The sequence below is a fragment of the Kitasatospora sp. UYEF31 genome (assembly GCF_057291755.1).
In genome coordinates this window covers 79,795-92,536 of sequence record NZ_JBXAWK010000014.1, presented here as the reverse complement: position 1 = coordinate 92,536, position 12,742 = coordinate 79,795, and the positions used below count along the sequence as shown (strand labels likewise).

General features: G+C 70.0%; 13 protein-coding genes and 1 pseudogene. 6 read left to right on the top strand and 8 right to left on the bottom strand.

Annotated features, from left to right (window positions below; translation table 11 throughout):
- Window positions 1-228: 228 nt before the first annotated feature.
- Together AC0Z36_RS09930 and AC0Z36_RS09925 are read right to left on the bottom strand one after the other, a co-directional pair.
- Window positions 229-396: a hypothetical protein gene (locus tag AC0Z36_RS09930; RefSeq protein ID WP_485462385.1), complete on the bottom strand. Its 168-nt coding sequence runs from the start codon at window positions 394-396 to the stop codon at window positions 229-231.
- Window positions 397-500: 104 nt separating this feature from the next.
- Window positions 501-1,382 carry a GNAT family N-acetyltransferase gene (locus tag AC0Z36_RS09925; RefSeq protein WP_485462384.1) on the bottom strand — a complete coding sequence of 294 codons (882 nt, stop codon included), beginning with the start codon at window positions 1,380-1,382 and terminating at the stop codon, window positions 501-503.
- A gap of 129 nt (window positions 1,383-1,511) precedes the next feature.
- Here AC0Z36_RS09925 and AC0Z36_RS09920 point away from each other — a divergent pair, with 129 nt between their 5' ends.
- The gene (locus tag AC0Z36_RS09920) at window positions 1,512-1,724 is read left to right on the top strand and encodes a hypothetical protein (RefSeq protein WP_485462383.1); all 213 of its coding nucleotides are present in this window, start codon (window positions 1,512-1,514) and stop codon (window positions 1,722-1,724) included.
- Here the strand turns inward: AC0Z36_RS09920 and AC0Z36_RS09915 are convergent.
- Complete coding sequence (locus AC0Z36_RS09915) at window positions 1,692-3,944, bottom strand: ATP-binding cassette domain-containing protein (RefSeq protein ID WP_485462382.1); 2,253 nt, start codon at window positions 3,942-3,944, stop codon at window positions 1,692-1,694. The genes AC0Z36_RS09920 and AC0Z36_RS09915 overlap by 33 nt on opposite strands.
- A 42-nt stretch (window positions 3,945-3,986) precedes the next feature.
- Between AC0Z36_RS09915 and AC0Z36_RS09910 the strand changes: the two genes are divergently transcribed.
- Window positions 3,987-4,145 carry a hypothetical protein gene (locus AC0Z36_RS09910; protein ID WP_485462381.1) on the top strand — a complete coding sequence of 53 codons (159 nt, stop codon included), beginning with the start codon at window positions 3,987-3,989 and terminating at the stop codon, window positions 4,143-4,145.
- Window positions 4,146-4,274: 129 nt separating this feature from the next.
- Here AC0Z36_RS09910 and AC0Z36_RS09905 read toward each other — a convergent pair whose 3' ends face one another.
- Window positions 4,275-5,882, bottom strand: coding sequence for an isovaleryl-CoA dehydrogenase (locus tag AC0Z36_RS09905; RefSeq protein ID WP_485462380.1), 1,608 nt, complete (start codon window positions 5,880-5,882; stop codon window positions 4,275-4,277).
- Between the two features lie 181 nt (window positions 5,883-6,063).
- On the opposite strand from AC0Z36_RS09905, the gene AC0Z36_RS09900 reads away from it, so the two are divergent.
- Window positions 6,064-7,131, top strand: coding sequence for a hypothetical protein (locus AC0Z36_RS09900; RefSeq protein WP_485462379.1), 1,068 nt, complete (start codon window positions 6,064-6,066; stop codon window positions 7,129-7,131).
- A 144-nt stretch (window positions 7,132-7,275) separates the two neighbouring features.
- Here the strand turns inward: AC0Z36_RS09900 and AC0Z36_RS09895 are convergent.
- Both AC0Z36_RS09895 and AC0Z36_RS09890 read right to left on the bottom strand, forming a co-directional pair.
- Window positions 7,276-7,353: pseudogene (locus tag AC0Z36_RS09895) on the bottom strand (short-chain dehydrogenase); the annotation flags it as partial.
- Window positions 7,340-7,945, bottom strand: a complete 606-nt coding sequence (locus tag AC0Z36_RS09890) for a Rossmann-fold NAD(P)-binding domain-containing protein (RefSeq protein ID WP_485462378.1) — start codon at window positions 7,943-7,945, stop codon at window positions 7,340-7,342. The gene AC0Z36_RS09890 and the pseudogene AC0Z36_RS09895, both read right to left, overlap by 14 nt.
- Window positions 7,946-8,332: 387 nt before the next feature.
- Between AC0Z36_RS09890 and AC0Z36_RS09885 the strand changes: the two genes are divergently transcribed.
- The 3 genes from AC0Z36_RS09885 to AC0Z36_RS09875 all read left to right on the top strand — a co-directional run bounded on the left by AC0Z36_RS09885 (window position 8,333) and on the right by AC0Z36_RS09875 (window position 10,360).
- Window positions 8,333-9,235 (top strand): LysR family transcriptional regulator, encoded by a 903-nt coding sequence (locus AC0Z36_RS09885; protein WP_485462377.1) that lies wholly within the window; start codon window positions 8,333-8,335, stop codon window positions 9,233-9,235.
- A gap of 83 nt (window positions 9,236-9,318) precedes the next feature.
- A complete protein-coding gene (locus AC0Z36_RS09880) occupies window positions 9,319-9,654 on the top strand; it encodes a hypothetical protein (RefSeq protein WP_485462376.1) in 336 nt (111 codons plus the stop codon).
- A gap of 22 nt (window positions 9,655-9,676) precedes the next feature.
- Window positions 9,677-10,360 carry a helix-turn-helix transcriptional regulator gene (locus AC0Z36_RS09875; RefSeq protein WP_485462375.1) on the top strand — a complete coding sequence of 228 codons (684 nt, stop codon included), beginning with the start codon at window positions 9,677-9,679 and terminating at the stop codon, window positions 10,358-10,360.
- A 15-nt stretch (window positions 10,361-10,375) separates the two neighbouring features.
- Here the strand turns inward: AC0Z36_RS09875 and AC0Z36_RS09870 are convergent, their stop codons facing one another.
- On the bottom strand, window positions 10,376-10,966 hold the full coding sequence (locus AC0Z36_RS09870; RefSeq protein WP_485462374.1) for a DUF4396 domain-containing protein: 591 nt from the start codon (window positions 10,964-10,966) through the stop codon (window positions 10,376-10,378).
- A 451-nt stretch (window positions 10,967-11,417) separates the two neighbouring features.
- Complete coding sequence (gene chrA, locus AC0Z36_RS09865; protein WP_485462373.1) at window positions 11,418-12,599, bottom strand: chromate efflux transporter; 1,182 nt, start codon at window positions 12,597-12,599, stop codon at window positions 11,418-11,420.
- Between the last annotated feature and the right edge of the window lie 143 nt (window positions 12,600-12,742).

The window sequence follows — 12,742 nt, the reverse complement described above, 5'->3', positions numbered from 1 at the left end:
GACGAGCGCGGGAACGGCGCACCCTCGTACAGCAACTTGCCGGAATGGCAAGGGAGTTGACGAAACGTCCAGATGCTTTGCCGGGAGCGCGACTTCAGTACGGTCCGGCGTGGCTGCGGTTCACTGACTGACTGCTGGAACTGCCTTGACGGAGCCGGGCGCTGACGATTAGTCAGCGCCCGGCAGTTGGCAGTCAGCGGTCAGCAGCCCGCGGTCAGTGCTCCACGGTCATCGGTCCGCAGCCGAGCACCCGGCGGCTGACCACCGGCACGTCGGCGGGCGCGCCCGCGATCCGCCGTTCTTGCGTGCGGCGCCGACATGGTCGAGGATTTTCGCGCGGTCGAGTCGCCGGCCGTCGTTGTACTGCTCGAAGTCGGCCGTGTAGTAGCGGTCCATGACCACTTGGGGGTTTTCGTCCCCGAACGTCAGCTCCTGGGGAGGACGGCCGTACGGGACTGGTCCGTCAGCAGGCCGCCGGGCAGCATCTGGGAGGCCATTGGCTAAACGGGCAGTCCGACCGACCGGTGCTCCACCACAACGCCGAAGCCCATGCTGGTGTAGAGGTTCATCGCAACCTTGTTGCCGCCGAACACGTTGAACATCAGCACCGTGTCACCGGCCGCGGCGGTGGCCAGTCCGCCGACGTTCATCCCCGCGCGGCCGTAGCCCTTGCCGCGCAGTTCGGGGTACACCTCGAGGGAGAAGCCGAAGGTCACCCCGGGCAGGTGGCCGTGCTTCAGCCAGAGCGTGCCGACCGGCTCCCCGGCCTGCTCCAGCATCAGCACCGAATTGCCGGGGGTGTCCAGCCCCTGCGGGAGCAGGTCCGCGTAGTCCTTGTCGGCCTTCTTGCGGGCCTCGTCCTCGGACATGGAGCCGGCCCGGACGATGTCCAGGATGTAGCCGGCCTCCTCGTCGGCCATCCACTTCGGATACTCGCCCACCGTCAGCGGCCGGGCGGTGAACCCGGCGGGAAGCCGCGCGGCCGGGTCGACGGTGCGCATGCGGGTCTGGCCGCGTACGGGATAGCCGTCGAACAACGGGTCGGGGGTGCGGAGGTCGGTCAGGATCCTGCGGGCACCGCGTTCGGCGCACCAGCGTTCGGCCCACTGCCGGGCGGCGACCCGGTGTTCCTGACCCGCTTCGACCCACAGGTCGGCGATGTGGCCCTCGCCGTCCTGCGCGCTGACCGCGACGAACCCGGCCGGGCTGCCGTCCACGCGCACCTCGGCGACCGTCGAGCCGACGGCTTCGTCCCGGTCTTTGGCGACGAGTTGTTCCGCTGCGGCGTCGGCGAGTCCGTGGCCCCGGTACGCGGCACGCAGCCGCTCTTCGAAGCCCGGCAACCAGGAGGAAATGTCGACAAGGGGGTTGAATTCAATCATCCGGTCACTTTAGTGACCTGCGGATCCGTACATCGCATATTTATTCCGGCGAAATGCGGGAACAGCCCGGACCCGGGCCTCTGTTCCCTCCACAAGCGGGCCGCGCGGCGGCTCCATGCCCGGTGGCAGATGTTCGGCGCGGCGCTGCTGCCCCGTACGGTCGGCTCTTTGTTGTGCGTCGCACTCGCGTTCGTCGCCCCGCATGGCCCGGCTCTGGTCACCACCGGGCTGGTGACCGCTGTCCTGGCCGGTGTCAACAGCACCGAGGCGTGGATCGTGGAGTCCGGCCGCAAGGCTCCGGAAGTCCGGCTACCCCGGTTGCCCCGGCGGCTGGGCGCGTAGGCACTGTGCCGTCAGGGAGCGGCCGGTTTCGATGAGTTCGCGCGGCGGGCCGGTGAAGACGACCTCACCGCCGCGCTTGCCGCCGTCCGGGCCGAGGTCGACCACCCAGTCGGCCCGCCGGACCACGTCCATGTTGTGCTCGATGACGATGACGGTGTTGCCGTCGTCCACAAGTCTGTCGAGCAGCGCGACCAGTCCGTCGACGTCGGACATGTGCAGCCCCGTCGTCGGCTCGTCGAGCACATAGACACTGCCCGTCTTGTGCAGCTGCGTCGCGAGCTTGATGCGCTGCCGCTCACCACCTGAGAGGGAACTCAGTGCCTGACCGAGGGTCAGGTAATCGAGTCCCACCTCAGCCAGGGCCCGCAACTTGCCGTGCAGAGACGGCTCGTCTTCGAAGAACTCCACAGCCTGTTCCGCCGTGAAGTCCAGGACGTCGGCGACCGAGACGTCCCGTACGGTGTACTGGAGCACCTCGTCCTTGAACCGGCGGCCCGCACATTCCTGGCAGCGGGTGGTGACCGGGTCCATGAACGCCAGGTCGGTGAAGATCTCCCCACGTCCCTGGCAGACCGGGCACGCGCCGCGCGAGTTGAAGCTGAACAGCCCGGCGTCCACGTCGTTGGCCTTGGCGAAGATGCGCCGGACGGTGTCCATGACGCCGAGGTACGTGGCCGGGGTGGACCGTACGGACGCGGTGATCGCCGACTGGTCGACCACGATCGCCTCCGGGTGGGCGGCGCAGAACACATCCGACACCAGTGTGCTCTTCCCGGACCCGGCCACACCCGTGACCGCTGTCAGCACACCGGTGGGAAACCGTACGCTCACGTTCTTCAGGTTGTGCAGATCGGCGTTCTCGACCGGCAGCCACCCGGTGGGCTTCCTGACGTCGTCCTTCACCGGCACAGCGCGGCGCAGGCAACGGCCGGTCGGGGTGTCCGCGCGGGCGAGGTCTTCCACCGTGCCGGAGAAGACGATTTCGCCGCCGTGCGCTCCCGCACCGGGGCCCATGTCGACCACATGGTCGGCGATGTCGATCACGTCCCGGTCGTGTTCGACGACAAGGACGGTGTTGCCCTTGTCGCGCAGTTGCCGCAGCAGGGCGTTCAGGTTGTGCACGTCGTGCGGGTGCAGGCCGATGCTGGGCTCGTCGAAGATGTAGGTCAGGCCCGTGAGGCTGCTGCCCAGGTGGCGTACGGTCTTGAGCCGCTGCCCCTCGCCACCGGAGAGTGTGCCGGTGCTGCGGTCCAGGCTCAGGTAGCCGAGGCCGATCTCGACCACGCGTTCCAACGCGGCCACCGCCGCGGCGGCGATGGGACGGCCGACCGGGTCGGTGATGTCTTTGAGCACTCCTGCCAGATCGCCGGCCTCCATCGCGGACAGTTCCGCGATGCTCCTGCCGTCGACGCGGGTGGCGAGCGCCGCCGGGTTCAGCCGCGCCCCGCCGCAGGCACTACAGGCACCTTTGGTGACGAAGTCGCGGACCTTCTCCGGGTCCTTCTTGAGATAGACCCGGGTGAACCGCTCGACAATCCCTTCGTACGTGTTGTTGTACGTCCCGTTCCCGCCCTCCCGCTCCACGGTGAACCCGCCGCCGTACAGCAGCAGTTCCCATTCTTCGGGGGTGTACGCGTCGAGGACCTTGTCGGGGTCGAACAGGCCCGACTCCCCGTAGAGCTGCCACAGCCACGTCCCCCGCGCGAACGGCGGGAACACGACCGCGCCGTCGTTGAGCGACTTCGTGGTGTCCAGGACTCTGCCGAGGTCGATCCGTACGACCTTGCCCAGACCTTCGCAGCCGGGGCACATCCCGTGCGGATCGTTGAAGGAGTACACACTCGCCTCACCCGCGCTGGGCTTCCCGCAGCGGGAGAACAGCACCCGCAGGACCGAGTAGATGTCGGTCATCGTGCCGACCGTGGACCGCGCGTTGCCGCCGACGGGCTTCTGGTCGACGACCACGGCGGCGGACAGGTTCTCGACGGAATCGACCTGCGGCCGCTCATAGCGGGGGAGTCTGTTGCGGATGAACCAGGTGAAGGTCTCGTTCAACTGCCGCTGCGACTCGACGGCCACAGTGTCGAACACGACCGAGGACTTCCCCGATCCGGACACCCCCGTGAAGACGGTGATGCTGTTCTTCGGGATGCGCAGCGAGATGTCTTTGAGGTTGTGCTCGCGCGCACCGGTGATGCTGATGCTGTCGTTGTGAGCCATGGGCAACGCTAACCCGGCCGGGCCGCCTATGCGATTACCTGCGTGCTGCTGGACGAGACGGTCCGTACGGGTTCCTACCGGTGCGGCGAGGGAGTCGCGGTGTTCGGCGCGCACCTCTCGTACGCCGGCCTCGCGGTCGCGCTGCTTGATGAGATCGATGAGCCGGAGTCGCACCGGGTGCAGACCGCGGCGGCCGATTGACGCGCGGCAGCGCCTTCCGGCGGTCCGCAGGAGGCGGGTTCCGCCGGACGCGAAGGCCTACGTCATGGCCTCCCGATTCGCCGTCGGTTCCGGCGAAGACGTGCCGCGTTTCTTCCTCGAGGGCTGTGTCTACGCCCCGGGGCGGGCCCGGTCGATGATCGCGCCCGTGTCGACGCCGCCGGGCAGGGTGCCGAAGGCGCGCCCCCAGTCCCCACCCAGGCGGGAGGCGCAGTACGCGTCGGCGACGGCGGGGGGTCCGTACCGTACGAGAAGTGCGCCCTGGAGCGTCAGCGCGATGGACTCGACAAGCCGCCGGGCGCCGAACTCGTCGGGGGCGCGCAGGTCCGTGCGGAGTTTCCGTACGGCCCCGTCCAGATTCCGGTCGGAACCTGACGCGGCATCAATTTCGGCCAGCAGGGCGTCCACGGAGTCGGGTCGCCGGGCCATCGCGCGCAGCACGTCGAGCGCGGCGACGTTGCCCGAGCCCTCCCAGACGGAGACGAGCGGGGCTTCGCGGTAGAGGCGCGGCATGCCGGATTCCTCGATGTAGCCGTTGCCGCCGAAGCATTCGAGGGCTTCGGCGGCGTGTGCCGGACCGCGTTTGCACACCCAGTACTTCCCCGCCGCCAGCGCGAGCCGCTTGAAGGCCGACTCCTGACGGTCCTGTGCCCCGGCGAGCCGCATCGCGAGGAGGGTCGCGGCTTCGGATTCGACGATGAGATCGGCGAGTACGTTCCGCATCAACGGCTGATCGGTCAGATTGCGGCCGAAGGCCTGCCGGTGGGCGGTGTGGTGGACGGCGCGCACCGCTCCCAGGCGCATTCCGGTGGCCGCGCCGATCACGCAGTCCAGGCGTGTGCAGTTGACCATCTCGATGATGGTCGCCACACCGCGGCCCTCGTCGCCGACGGGCCAGGCGACAGCGTCCTCGTACTCGATCTCAGCCGAGGCGTTGGACCGGTTGCCGAGCTTGTCCTTCAGGCGCTGGAGGAAGAGTGCGTTCCGTGTCCCGTCGGGGAGCACGCGGGGGACCAGGAAGCAGGTCAGCCCGCCCGGGGCCTGGGCGAGGGTCAGGAACAGGTCCGACATCGGCGCTGAGGTGAACCACTTGTGCCCGGTGAGACGGTACGTGCCGTCCGGCTGCGGGGTCGCGGTGGTCGTGTTCGCGCGGACGTCCGAACCGCCCTGTTTCTCCGTCATCGACATCCCGGCGATGATCCCGCGCTTGTCCGTCGGGGTCCGCAGGCCGGGGTCGTAGACGTCCGATGTGAGCAACGGCTCGTAGACCGCGGCGAGTCCGGGGGAGCGGCGCAGCGCGGGGATCGCCGCGTAGGTCATGGAGACGGGGCAGCCGTGCCCGGCTTCGGCCTGGCTCCAGACGTAGAACCCGGCGGCGCGGGCCACGTGGGCTCCGGTGCGGTCGTCGCGCCAGGGGGCGGCGTGCAGTCCGGCTCCGACGGCGTGGGTCATCAGTTCGTGCCAGGCCGGGTGGAAGTCGACTTCGTCGATGCGGTTGCCGTAGCGGTCGTGGGTGCGCAGCACCGGTTCGTTCTCGTTGGCGAGGCGTCCGAGCTCCTGTACGTGCCCGCTGCCGGCGAGCCGTCCGAGCCGGTGCAGGTCCTTCTCGGCCCAGCCCGCGCCTTCGCGGTGGAGGGCTTCGAGGAGTGTGGGGTCGTCGGCCGCGTCGTAGCCGGTGAGGGCCGGGGCCTGGTTGAACACGTCGTGGGTGCGCGTCATGGGGCCAGTCTCGCCGCCGGTGCGCGGCTTGTGAAGGAAGGGGCGGTCCGGAAAAACTTCGCGCCGCACGCTTGACTTGATACCCAGGGGGGGTATGTTTACGACGTAGTCACCGACAGGGCTCCAGGCCCCGCCGGAGCTACCGGCCCCGCACAGGACCACGGATCCAAGGAGCACTGCCATGAACAACATCACCAAGGTCGGCGCGTTCGGGGCCGGCGTCACCCTCGCCTTCGGCGGCGCCCTCGGTATCGGACACGCGGTCGGGCCGATCGGGTCGGACAGCGGCAAGGAGAAGCACGGCGGGCACGGCGGAACACCGGCAGCGGGCACACCGGCGGCAGGCGCGGACGGGCACGGCGGCCCCGGTGGAACGCCGGCGGCAGGCGCGGACGGGCACGGTGCCGGAGCAGGCCCCGCAGCACCCCCCGCCCCCGGCGGCCTTCAGGTCTCCGAGCGCGGATACACCCTCGCCCCGCAGCCCGGAACGCTGCCGGTCGGCTCGGCGGCTGACTTCCGGTTCCGGATCCTGGGCCCCGACAGCGCCCCGTGGACCCGCTACGACAAGGCGCACGACAAGGACCTGCACCTGATCGTCGCCCGCCGCGACCTGTCCGGGTTCCAGCATGTGCACCCGGTCCTCGGCATTGACGGCACGTGGAGCGTCCCACTGACCTTCGCCTCCGCCGGGAGCTACCGGGTCTTCGCCGACTTCGCCCCGACCGGCGACGCGGGCGGCCCGCTGACGCTGGGCGCGGACGTCTCGGTGGGCGGGTCGTACGAGCCGACTCCGCTGCCCGCGCCGACCCGCACGGCCACGGTGGACGGGTACACCGTCACCCTCACCGGCGACCTCGCCGCAGAGAAGGCCGGACTGCTCACCCTGAACGTCAGCAAGGACGGTCGCCCGGTGACAAACCTCCAGCCCTACCTCGCCGCGTTCGGCCACCTGGTCGCGCTGCGCGAAGGGGATCTCGCGTACCTCCACGTGCACCCGATGGGCGCGCCCGGCGACGGCGTCACTCCGGCGGGGCCCGGCATCGCGTTCCACGCGCAGGCGCCGAGTGCCGGGAACTACCGCCTCTACCTGGACTTCCAGCACGAAGGCAAGGTGCGTACGGCGGAGTTCACGGTGGCGGTCGGCGCCGGGGGCACCTCCTGGACGGAGTCCGGGGGAGCGGTGCCGGCTCCCGCTCCGGCGACCCCCGCCCCGACGACTGAAGCCCCGCACGGGGACCACGCGCACTGAGCACTCCGCGCTCCAAGTTCCAAATTCCAAATTCCAAGTTCCAACTGAACAGACGGGAGAGTTCTGGTGGTCATTTACGCGGAATGACCACCAGAACTCTCCCGTCTGTTCAGTTGGGCACAGGTCTGGAACGGCCCCCGGGCACAGCCGCAGCGCGGTGGCCTGTCCGATGCCGGATCCCGCGCCGGTGACGAGTGCGCGGCGGCCGTCAAAGCGGTTCATGCCCGCTCCCTTGCTTGAGTACGGTTGCGCTTCCACACCACCCATACGTTTGAGTACGGATAACTGCGGACCAGGGGATGATCTTGCGCTTGCGGAAGTCGTCGAACAGTCCGTAGAACATCTGCCCGGTGTCCACGAACTCGTGGAAGCCCAGGCGGCGGGCCTTCGAGCCGTCGGCGAACATGTCGTAGTCCCAGCTGAAGACGAAATCGCTGAAGCCCCAGGACGAGACCTCCTTATAGGCGTGCGGGGCCAGGTCGTACTTCGCGACCATCGACTCCCACAGCGGTTCCTTGTCCGCCATGACCACATCGAGCGACATCGGCAGCGGAGGAGCGGTCTCCAGCCCGAAGTAACGCGCGATGCGCGGCCACATGTCGCTCCAGCGGAACAGGTCGCCGTTGTTGATGTTGAAGGCCTGGTTCGCCGCCGCCGGATCGGTGGCGGCCCAGACGGTGGCGTGGGCGAGCAGCCCGGCGTCCGTCATCTCCAGGAGTGAGTCGTACGCCCCGGGCTTGCCGGGGAAACGCAGCGGCAGTCCCAGTTCCTTGGACATCGACGCGTACACCGCGATCGCGATCGTCAGGTTCATCGGGTTCCCGAGACCGAATCCGGCCACCACCGGTGACGTCGGTCAGGCCGGCCAGCCTGGCGCGGGTGTCCCCGGCGTCCAGAAGGTCTACGGGTATGTAGCGCACTTTGTCGGTGTCGGTCCCGCCGCGCCGGGACAGGCCGATGACGTTCCAGTCGTCGAGTGTTGTCAGGTGGTTGATGAGGTTGCCGCCGATGACGCCGTTGGCTCCGACTACCAGTGCTGTGTTCATGTCCGTACTCCCTCGTTGCCCGGCAGGTCCGTTGCTGTTGGACCCGTTGTTGTTGAGCCCGTTGCTGTTGGACCCGTTGTTGTTGAGCGCAGCTTGTGTCACCCGGCACCCATGAGTCCAAGGTTTGTTTTTCACCCGACCCATAAGCTGTGTGCATGGCAAGCCTGCGGCAACTCGAATACCTGGTCACCGTTGTCGACGAGGGGTCGTTCACCCGGGCCGCCGAAATTCTTTTTGTCACCCAGCCCGCGCTCTCCCACCAGGTCCGCGCGCTGGAACGGAACATCGGCGGGCCGCTGCTCGAACGGCTGCCGCGAAGTGTGCGGCTCACTCCGATGGGCCGGGCGATGCTGCCGCACGCCCGCGCCGCCCTCGCCGACGCCGAACGCGCCAGACGCGCGGCCCGCCAGACACTGGGCCTGGAGGCCGGCGAACTGCAACTGGCCACGCTGTACTCGGTGACCCTGGGCGTGCTGCCGCCCGTCCTGCGCGCGTGGCGCCGGGCGCACAGCGGCGTCCAGATCCGGCTGTTCGAGCACCGGCACGCCGACGAACTGCGCGATGCGATGACGGCCGGTCAGGCCGACCTCGCCGTCGGCCCGGCGCCGGACGGCTGGACGGGCCCTGTGCGCACACTCGGCACCGAGGAGTTCGTCATCGTCCTGCCGTCCGACGACCCGTGCGCCACGCACAAAACAGTGGAGGTCAAGCGGCTGGCCGACCGCGCGTGGGTGCACTACGCCCCGGGCAACGGGCTCGCGGAGCTGCTCGACCAGGTCTGCGCCGCGGCGGGCTTCCAGCCGAAAGCGGCCGTACGGACGGAGCAGACGGCGGCGGCCCCGGTCCTGGCCGCCGCCGGACTCGGTCCCGCGCTGGTGCCCGCCAACGTGATTCCGACGGGCTTCGACGGTGCGGCGCTCTACCCGGATCCGCCCGTCCGCCGTGAGCTCTCCGCCTATACCCGGGGCGAGCCGGACCCGCTGACGGCGGCGTTCATCGAGACGCTGGCGCGGTGCGCGGAGAAGTCGTTCCACAAAATCAGCGCACAAACCGCCTAGTGGTGACTACAGAGCGTGTTCTAACGTCGGATCAGGGCTCCGGTAGGGATCCGGGGCGTCCACCGACGCGAAGGAGCCGGACGATGACCTGGGTACCGGACACCTGCACCCTGCCGACCGGGGAACAACCGCTGCGGGTAACCGCGTTCGACGTACTGTTCGCCAGCGCGCTGATCGGCGTGGCACGCCCCACCGCGACGCGGGCGCGGCTGACCCTGAACGCCGCCGCCGAACGCACCGCCCGCGACCTGGCCGCGCGTGAGATGTGCTGCTGTTCGTTCTTCAGCTTCGCTTTCAGCCACGACGCCCACGGACGCCTGCTGATGGACGTGAAGGTCCCGCCGGACCGCATCGGAGTCCTCAATTCCCTCGTCGTCCGCGCGGGCGGGCGCACGACGAGCCTGCTCGGCGCGTGGTGACGGCCCTGGCGATAATCGACCCATGTACAAGGAAAAACCGTCGAGGCTCGCCGGAGCCGTCCTGTGGTCCAGCACCACGGAGCCCGGCGGGCCCAAGCGTGTGCTGCCCGACGGCTGCATAGATCTGCTCTGGCACCGGGACACCCTGCTGATCGCCGGTCCGGACACCAGGGCGCGGCTCGTCGCCGACGAACCCGGGACGCGGTACGTGGGACTGCGGTTCGCACCGGGCACGGGGCCTTCGCTGTTCGGCGTGCCCGCGTACGAGCTGCGCGACCGCCAGGTGCCGCTGGACGCGGTGTGGCCGGAACGCGAAGTGCGGTTGCTGGCCGAGCGGGTCGGCGGGGCGGCCGACCCGGGACACGCGATGGAAACCCTGGCAGCCGGGCGACTGCGCACGGGTTCCCCGTACGAGACCTTGGTCTTCGAACTCCGCAACGGCCGTACGGTCGGCTCCGCCGCGCAGATGCTCAACCTGAGTGAACGACAGTTGCACCGCCGCTGTCTGACGGCGTTCGGCTACGGGCCCAAGACCCTGGCGCGGGTGCTGCGACTGGACCGCGCGCTGGGACTCGCACGCGGCGGCATGCCGCTGGCCCGGGTCGCCGCACGGTGCGGATTCGCCGACCAGGCCCATCTGTCCCGCGACGTCAGGGCACTGGCCGGCGCAACCCTCACCGGACTACTGGGTGCTCCGGGCGGATGAGTGCCGCCCGTACGGTCAGTGGTGGTAAGCGTGCATCACCGCGTGGCCCTGCCCGCGGCCGATCATCCAGCGGTTGATCGGGACGGTCAGGACGAACGCGACGACCAGCGAGGCCGCGAGCGCCGCCCAGAACTTGATGTCGCCGAGACCGGCGTCCATCACGCCCGGGACGCTCACCATGAACGTGTTGTCGATGATCTCCATCACCAGGATCGACACCGTGTCGGCGGCCAGGGCCACCTTCAGGGCCGTCTTGACGTCGAGACCCGACTTGAGCACGATCCGCATGGTGAGGGCGTAGCCGAAGACGAAGGCCAAGGCCACGGACAGCACCACCGTGGGCATGTTGGACAAGCCGGCGGCGGTCCCGATGACCATGCCGAGGACCTCGCCGATCGCACAGCCGGTCAGACAGTGCAGCGTGGCCTGGGCCGCCGCGCCCCAGGTCACTCCGCCGGGCGCGGGGTCGTGGTCGTGGTGCGTGGAGTGGTCGACGGGTGCCGGGTCCGCGTGGTCCGCGTGGTGCGCGTGGTGCGGCGTGTTCTCGGCGGGTGCCGGATTCGGGTGACCGGCGTGGTGCATGTGCTCGTGGTCGTCGGTGCTCATGTTGGTTTCCCTCATTGGTGTGCCCGTGGGGCACGGTGCCGTGGATGGACGCGTGCGGCTGCGAGCGGACCGGCGGACACACGTGGTGATGACGCAGCATGGTGTCGCGGCTCCGCAGGTCGCCGACGTTCGATATCCGCAGCACTTGGAGGAGGGCGAGGCCAGCGAGCGTCAACGGGGGCGGCCGGTTCGGCGTGGTGTCCGTGCCCGACCGCGGCCACCGCGTCGTGCGCGTGGCCGAGGGTGTGCAGACCCGCGACGCCGAGCGTCAGGAGGACGAAGAGCAGCGGGCGCGCGAAGTTCCGGACCCCTGTGGTGCTGGTCCTGCGGTCGGTGCTCCTGATGCTTATCACCCCCGGTCACGGTTGCGCGGTGCAGCATAGCCACACCGCTGCTCGCTGTGACGGGTATTTATGCGGGCATCCGTTACTGGGCCGTGGCTGATCCGGAGTCAGCTGACGGGCCCGCCGGCGAAGGCGACCACAACGCCGACGGCCCCCGCGCCGAGCAACGCCCCGACCACACCACGCCGGGCGGCCAGCAGCCACAGCGCGGCGACGGCGAGTACGCCGTACTGCCACAGGTGTTGGAGGGCCAGCGCGAGGGGGATCGCGGAGCCGGTGATCGCGCCGATCACCGCAGGCCCGGAGCCGGTGAAGAACGCCTGCACGCGGGGGTTCGTCCGCAGCCGGTCGAAACGGGGTCCACCGAAGATCACGAACAGGAACGAGGGGGCGAAGGCAACAGCGGCGGCCAGGAGGCCGCCGGGGAGCCCGGCGGCGGCGTAGCCGACGACGGCGACCGTCTGCACGACCGGCCCCGGGGTGATCTGGCCGAGCGCGACGGCGTTGAGGAACTGGCCGTCGGTCATCCAGTGGTAGGTGTGTACCGCGTCGGCCTGCATCAGCGGGATGATCACGAAACCGCCGCCGTAGGAGAGCGCGCCGACCTTGAGCGCCACCCAGGCCAGCGCGAACAGACCGCCACCGGCGGGCAGCGCCACGGCGAGCGGCAGCGGCCACCCAGCCCGCCGGCCGGGCTCAGGCAGGGCGGGGCGGGTGCGGGCCACGACCTCCAGGACACCTGCGGCGATCAGGACCAGCACCATCCACGGGCCGGCGAGCGCGGCCGCCGCGCCGCCCGCGAGGAAGTAGCCGGTCCACCGGCCCCGGGCGGCCCGCTGCCCACCGGCTCGCTGCCAGCTCGCCGGGACCAGCGCGGTGGCGGCCTGGACCGCGACGGCGGCCACCGCGGAACCGGCTCCGGCGGCGGCGCCGTGCACCCACCGGGGCGGGCTCCCGGCAAGGAACAGGCTGGCCAGGGCCAGGATCAGCACGAGCCCGGGGAGGATGAACGCCAGTCCGCCGACGACGGCACCGGCCACACCGCGCAGCCGCCAGGCGGTGAAGATGGCCAGCTGGGTCGAGGCGGGGCCCGGCAGCAGGTTGGTCGCCGCGGTCCCGTCCTCGAACTCGGCGGCGGCGATCCAGCGCCGCCGGTCCACACAGAGCCTGCGCAGCAGGGCGATGTGGGTGGGCGGTCCGCCGAAGCCGACGCAGCCGATCCGGCCCCACTCCCGGGCGATCGTCCCCAGCCCCACCCGCCGGGCCGCAGCCTGGTCCGCGTCGTCCACTGGTTCTCTTTCGCCGTGCCGGTCGCCGCTGTCAGCCGCGCGACCCTACCGGGCGGATGTGAACGGCGGGTGGCGGCGGCCCGGCCGGAACGCCTACAGCGGTGGCGGCCCCGTCGGCACCCCTACTGCGGCAGCGGCGCGAG

Bases quoted from the DNA above. Each gene is read 5' to 3' on its own strand.
- AC0Z36_RS09930 (WP_485462385.1), bottom strand. From the start codon at position 396: ATGGACCGCTACTACACGGCCGACTTCGAGCAGTACAACGACGGCCGG.
- AC0Z36_RS09885 (WP_485462377.1), top strand. From the start codon at position 8,333: ATGGCAAGCCTGCGGCAACTCGAATACCTGGTCACCGTTGTCGACGAG.
- AC0Z36_RS09905 (WP_485462380.1), bottom strand. From the start codon at position 5,882: ATGACGCGCACCCACGACGTGTTCAACCAGGCCCCGGCCCTCACCGGC.
- AC0Z36_RS09920 (WP_485462383.1), top strand. From the start codon at position 1,512: ATGTTCGGCGCGGCGCTGCTGCCCCGTACGGTCGGCTCTTTGTTGTGC.
- AC0Z36_RS09900 (WP_485462379.1), top strand. From the start codon at position 6,064: ATGAACAACATCACCAAGGTCGGCGCGTTCGGGGCCGGCGTCACCCTC.
- AC0Z36_RS09880 (WP_485462376.1), top strand. From the start codon at position 9,319: ATGACCTGGGTACCGGACACCTGCACCCTGCCGACCGGGGAACAACCG.
- AC0Z36_RS09925 (WP_485462384.1), bottom strand. From the start codon at position 1,382: ATGATTGAATTCAACCCCCTTGTCGACATTTCCTCCTGGTTGCCGGGC.
- AC0Z36_RS09870 (WP_485462374.1), bottom strand. From the start codon at position 10,966: ATGAGCACCGACGACCACGAGCACATGCACCACGCCGGTCACCCGAAT.
- AC0Z36_RS09915 (WP_485462382.1), bottom strand. From the start codon at position 3,944: ATGGCTCACAACGACAGCATCAGCATCACCGGTGCGCGCGAGCACAAC.
- AC0Z36_RS09875 (WP_485462375.1), top strand. From the start codon at position 9,677: ATGTACAAGGAAAAACCGTCGAGGCTCGCCGGAGCCGTCCTGTGGTCC.
- AC0Z36_RS09890 (WP_485462378.1), bottom strand. From the start codon at position 7,945: ATGAACCTGACGATCGCGATCGCGGTGTACGCGTCGATGTCCAAGGAA.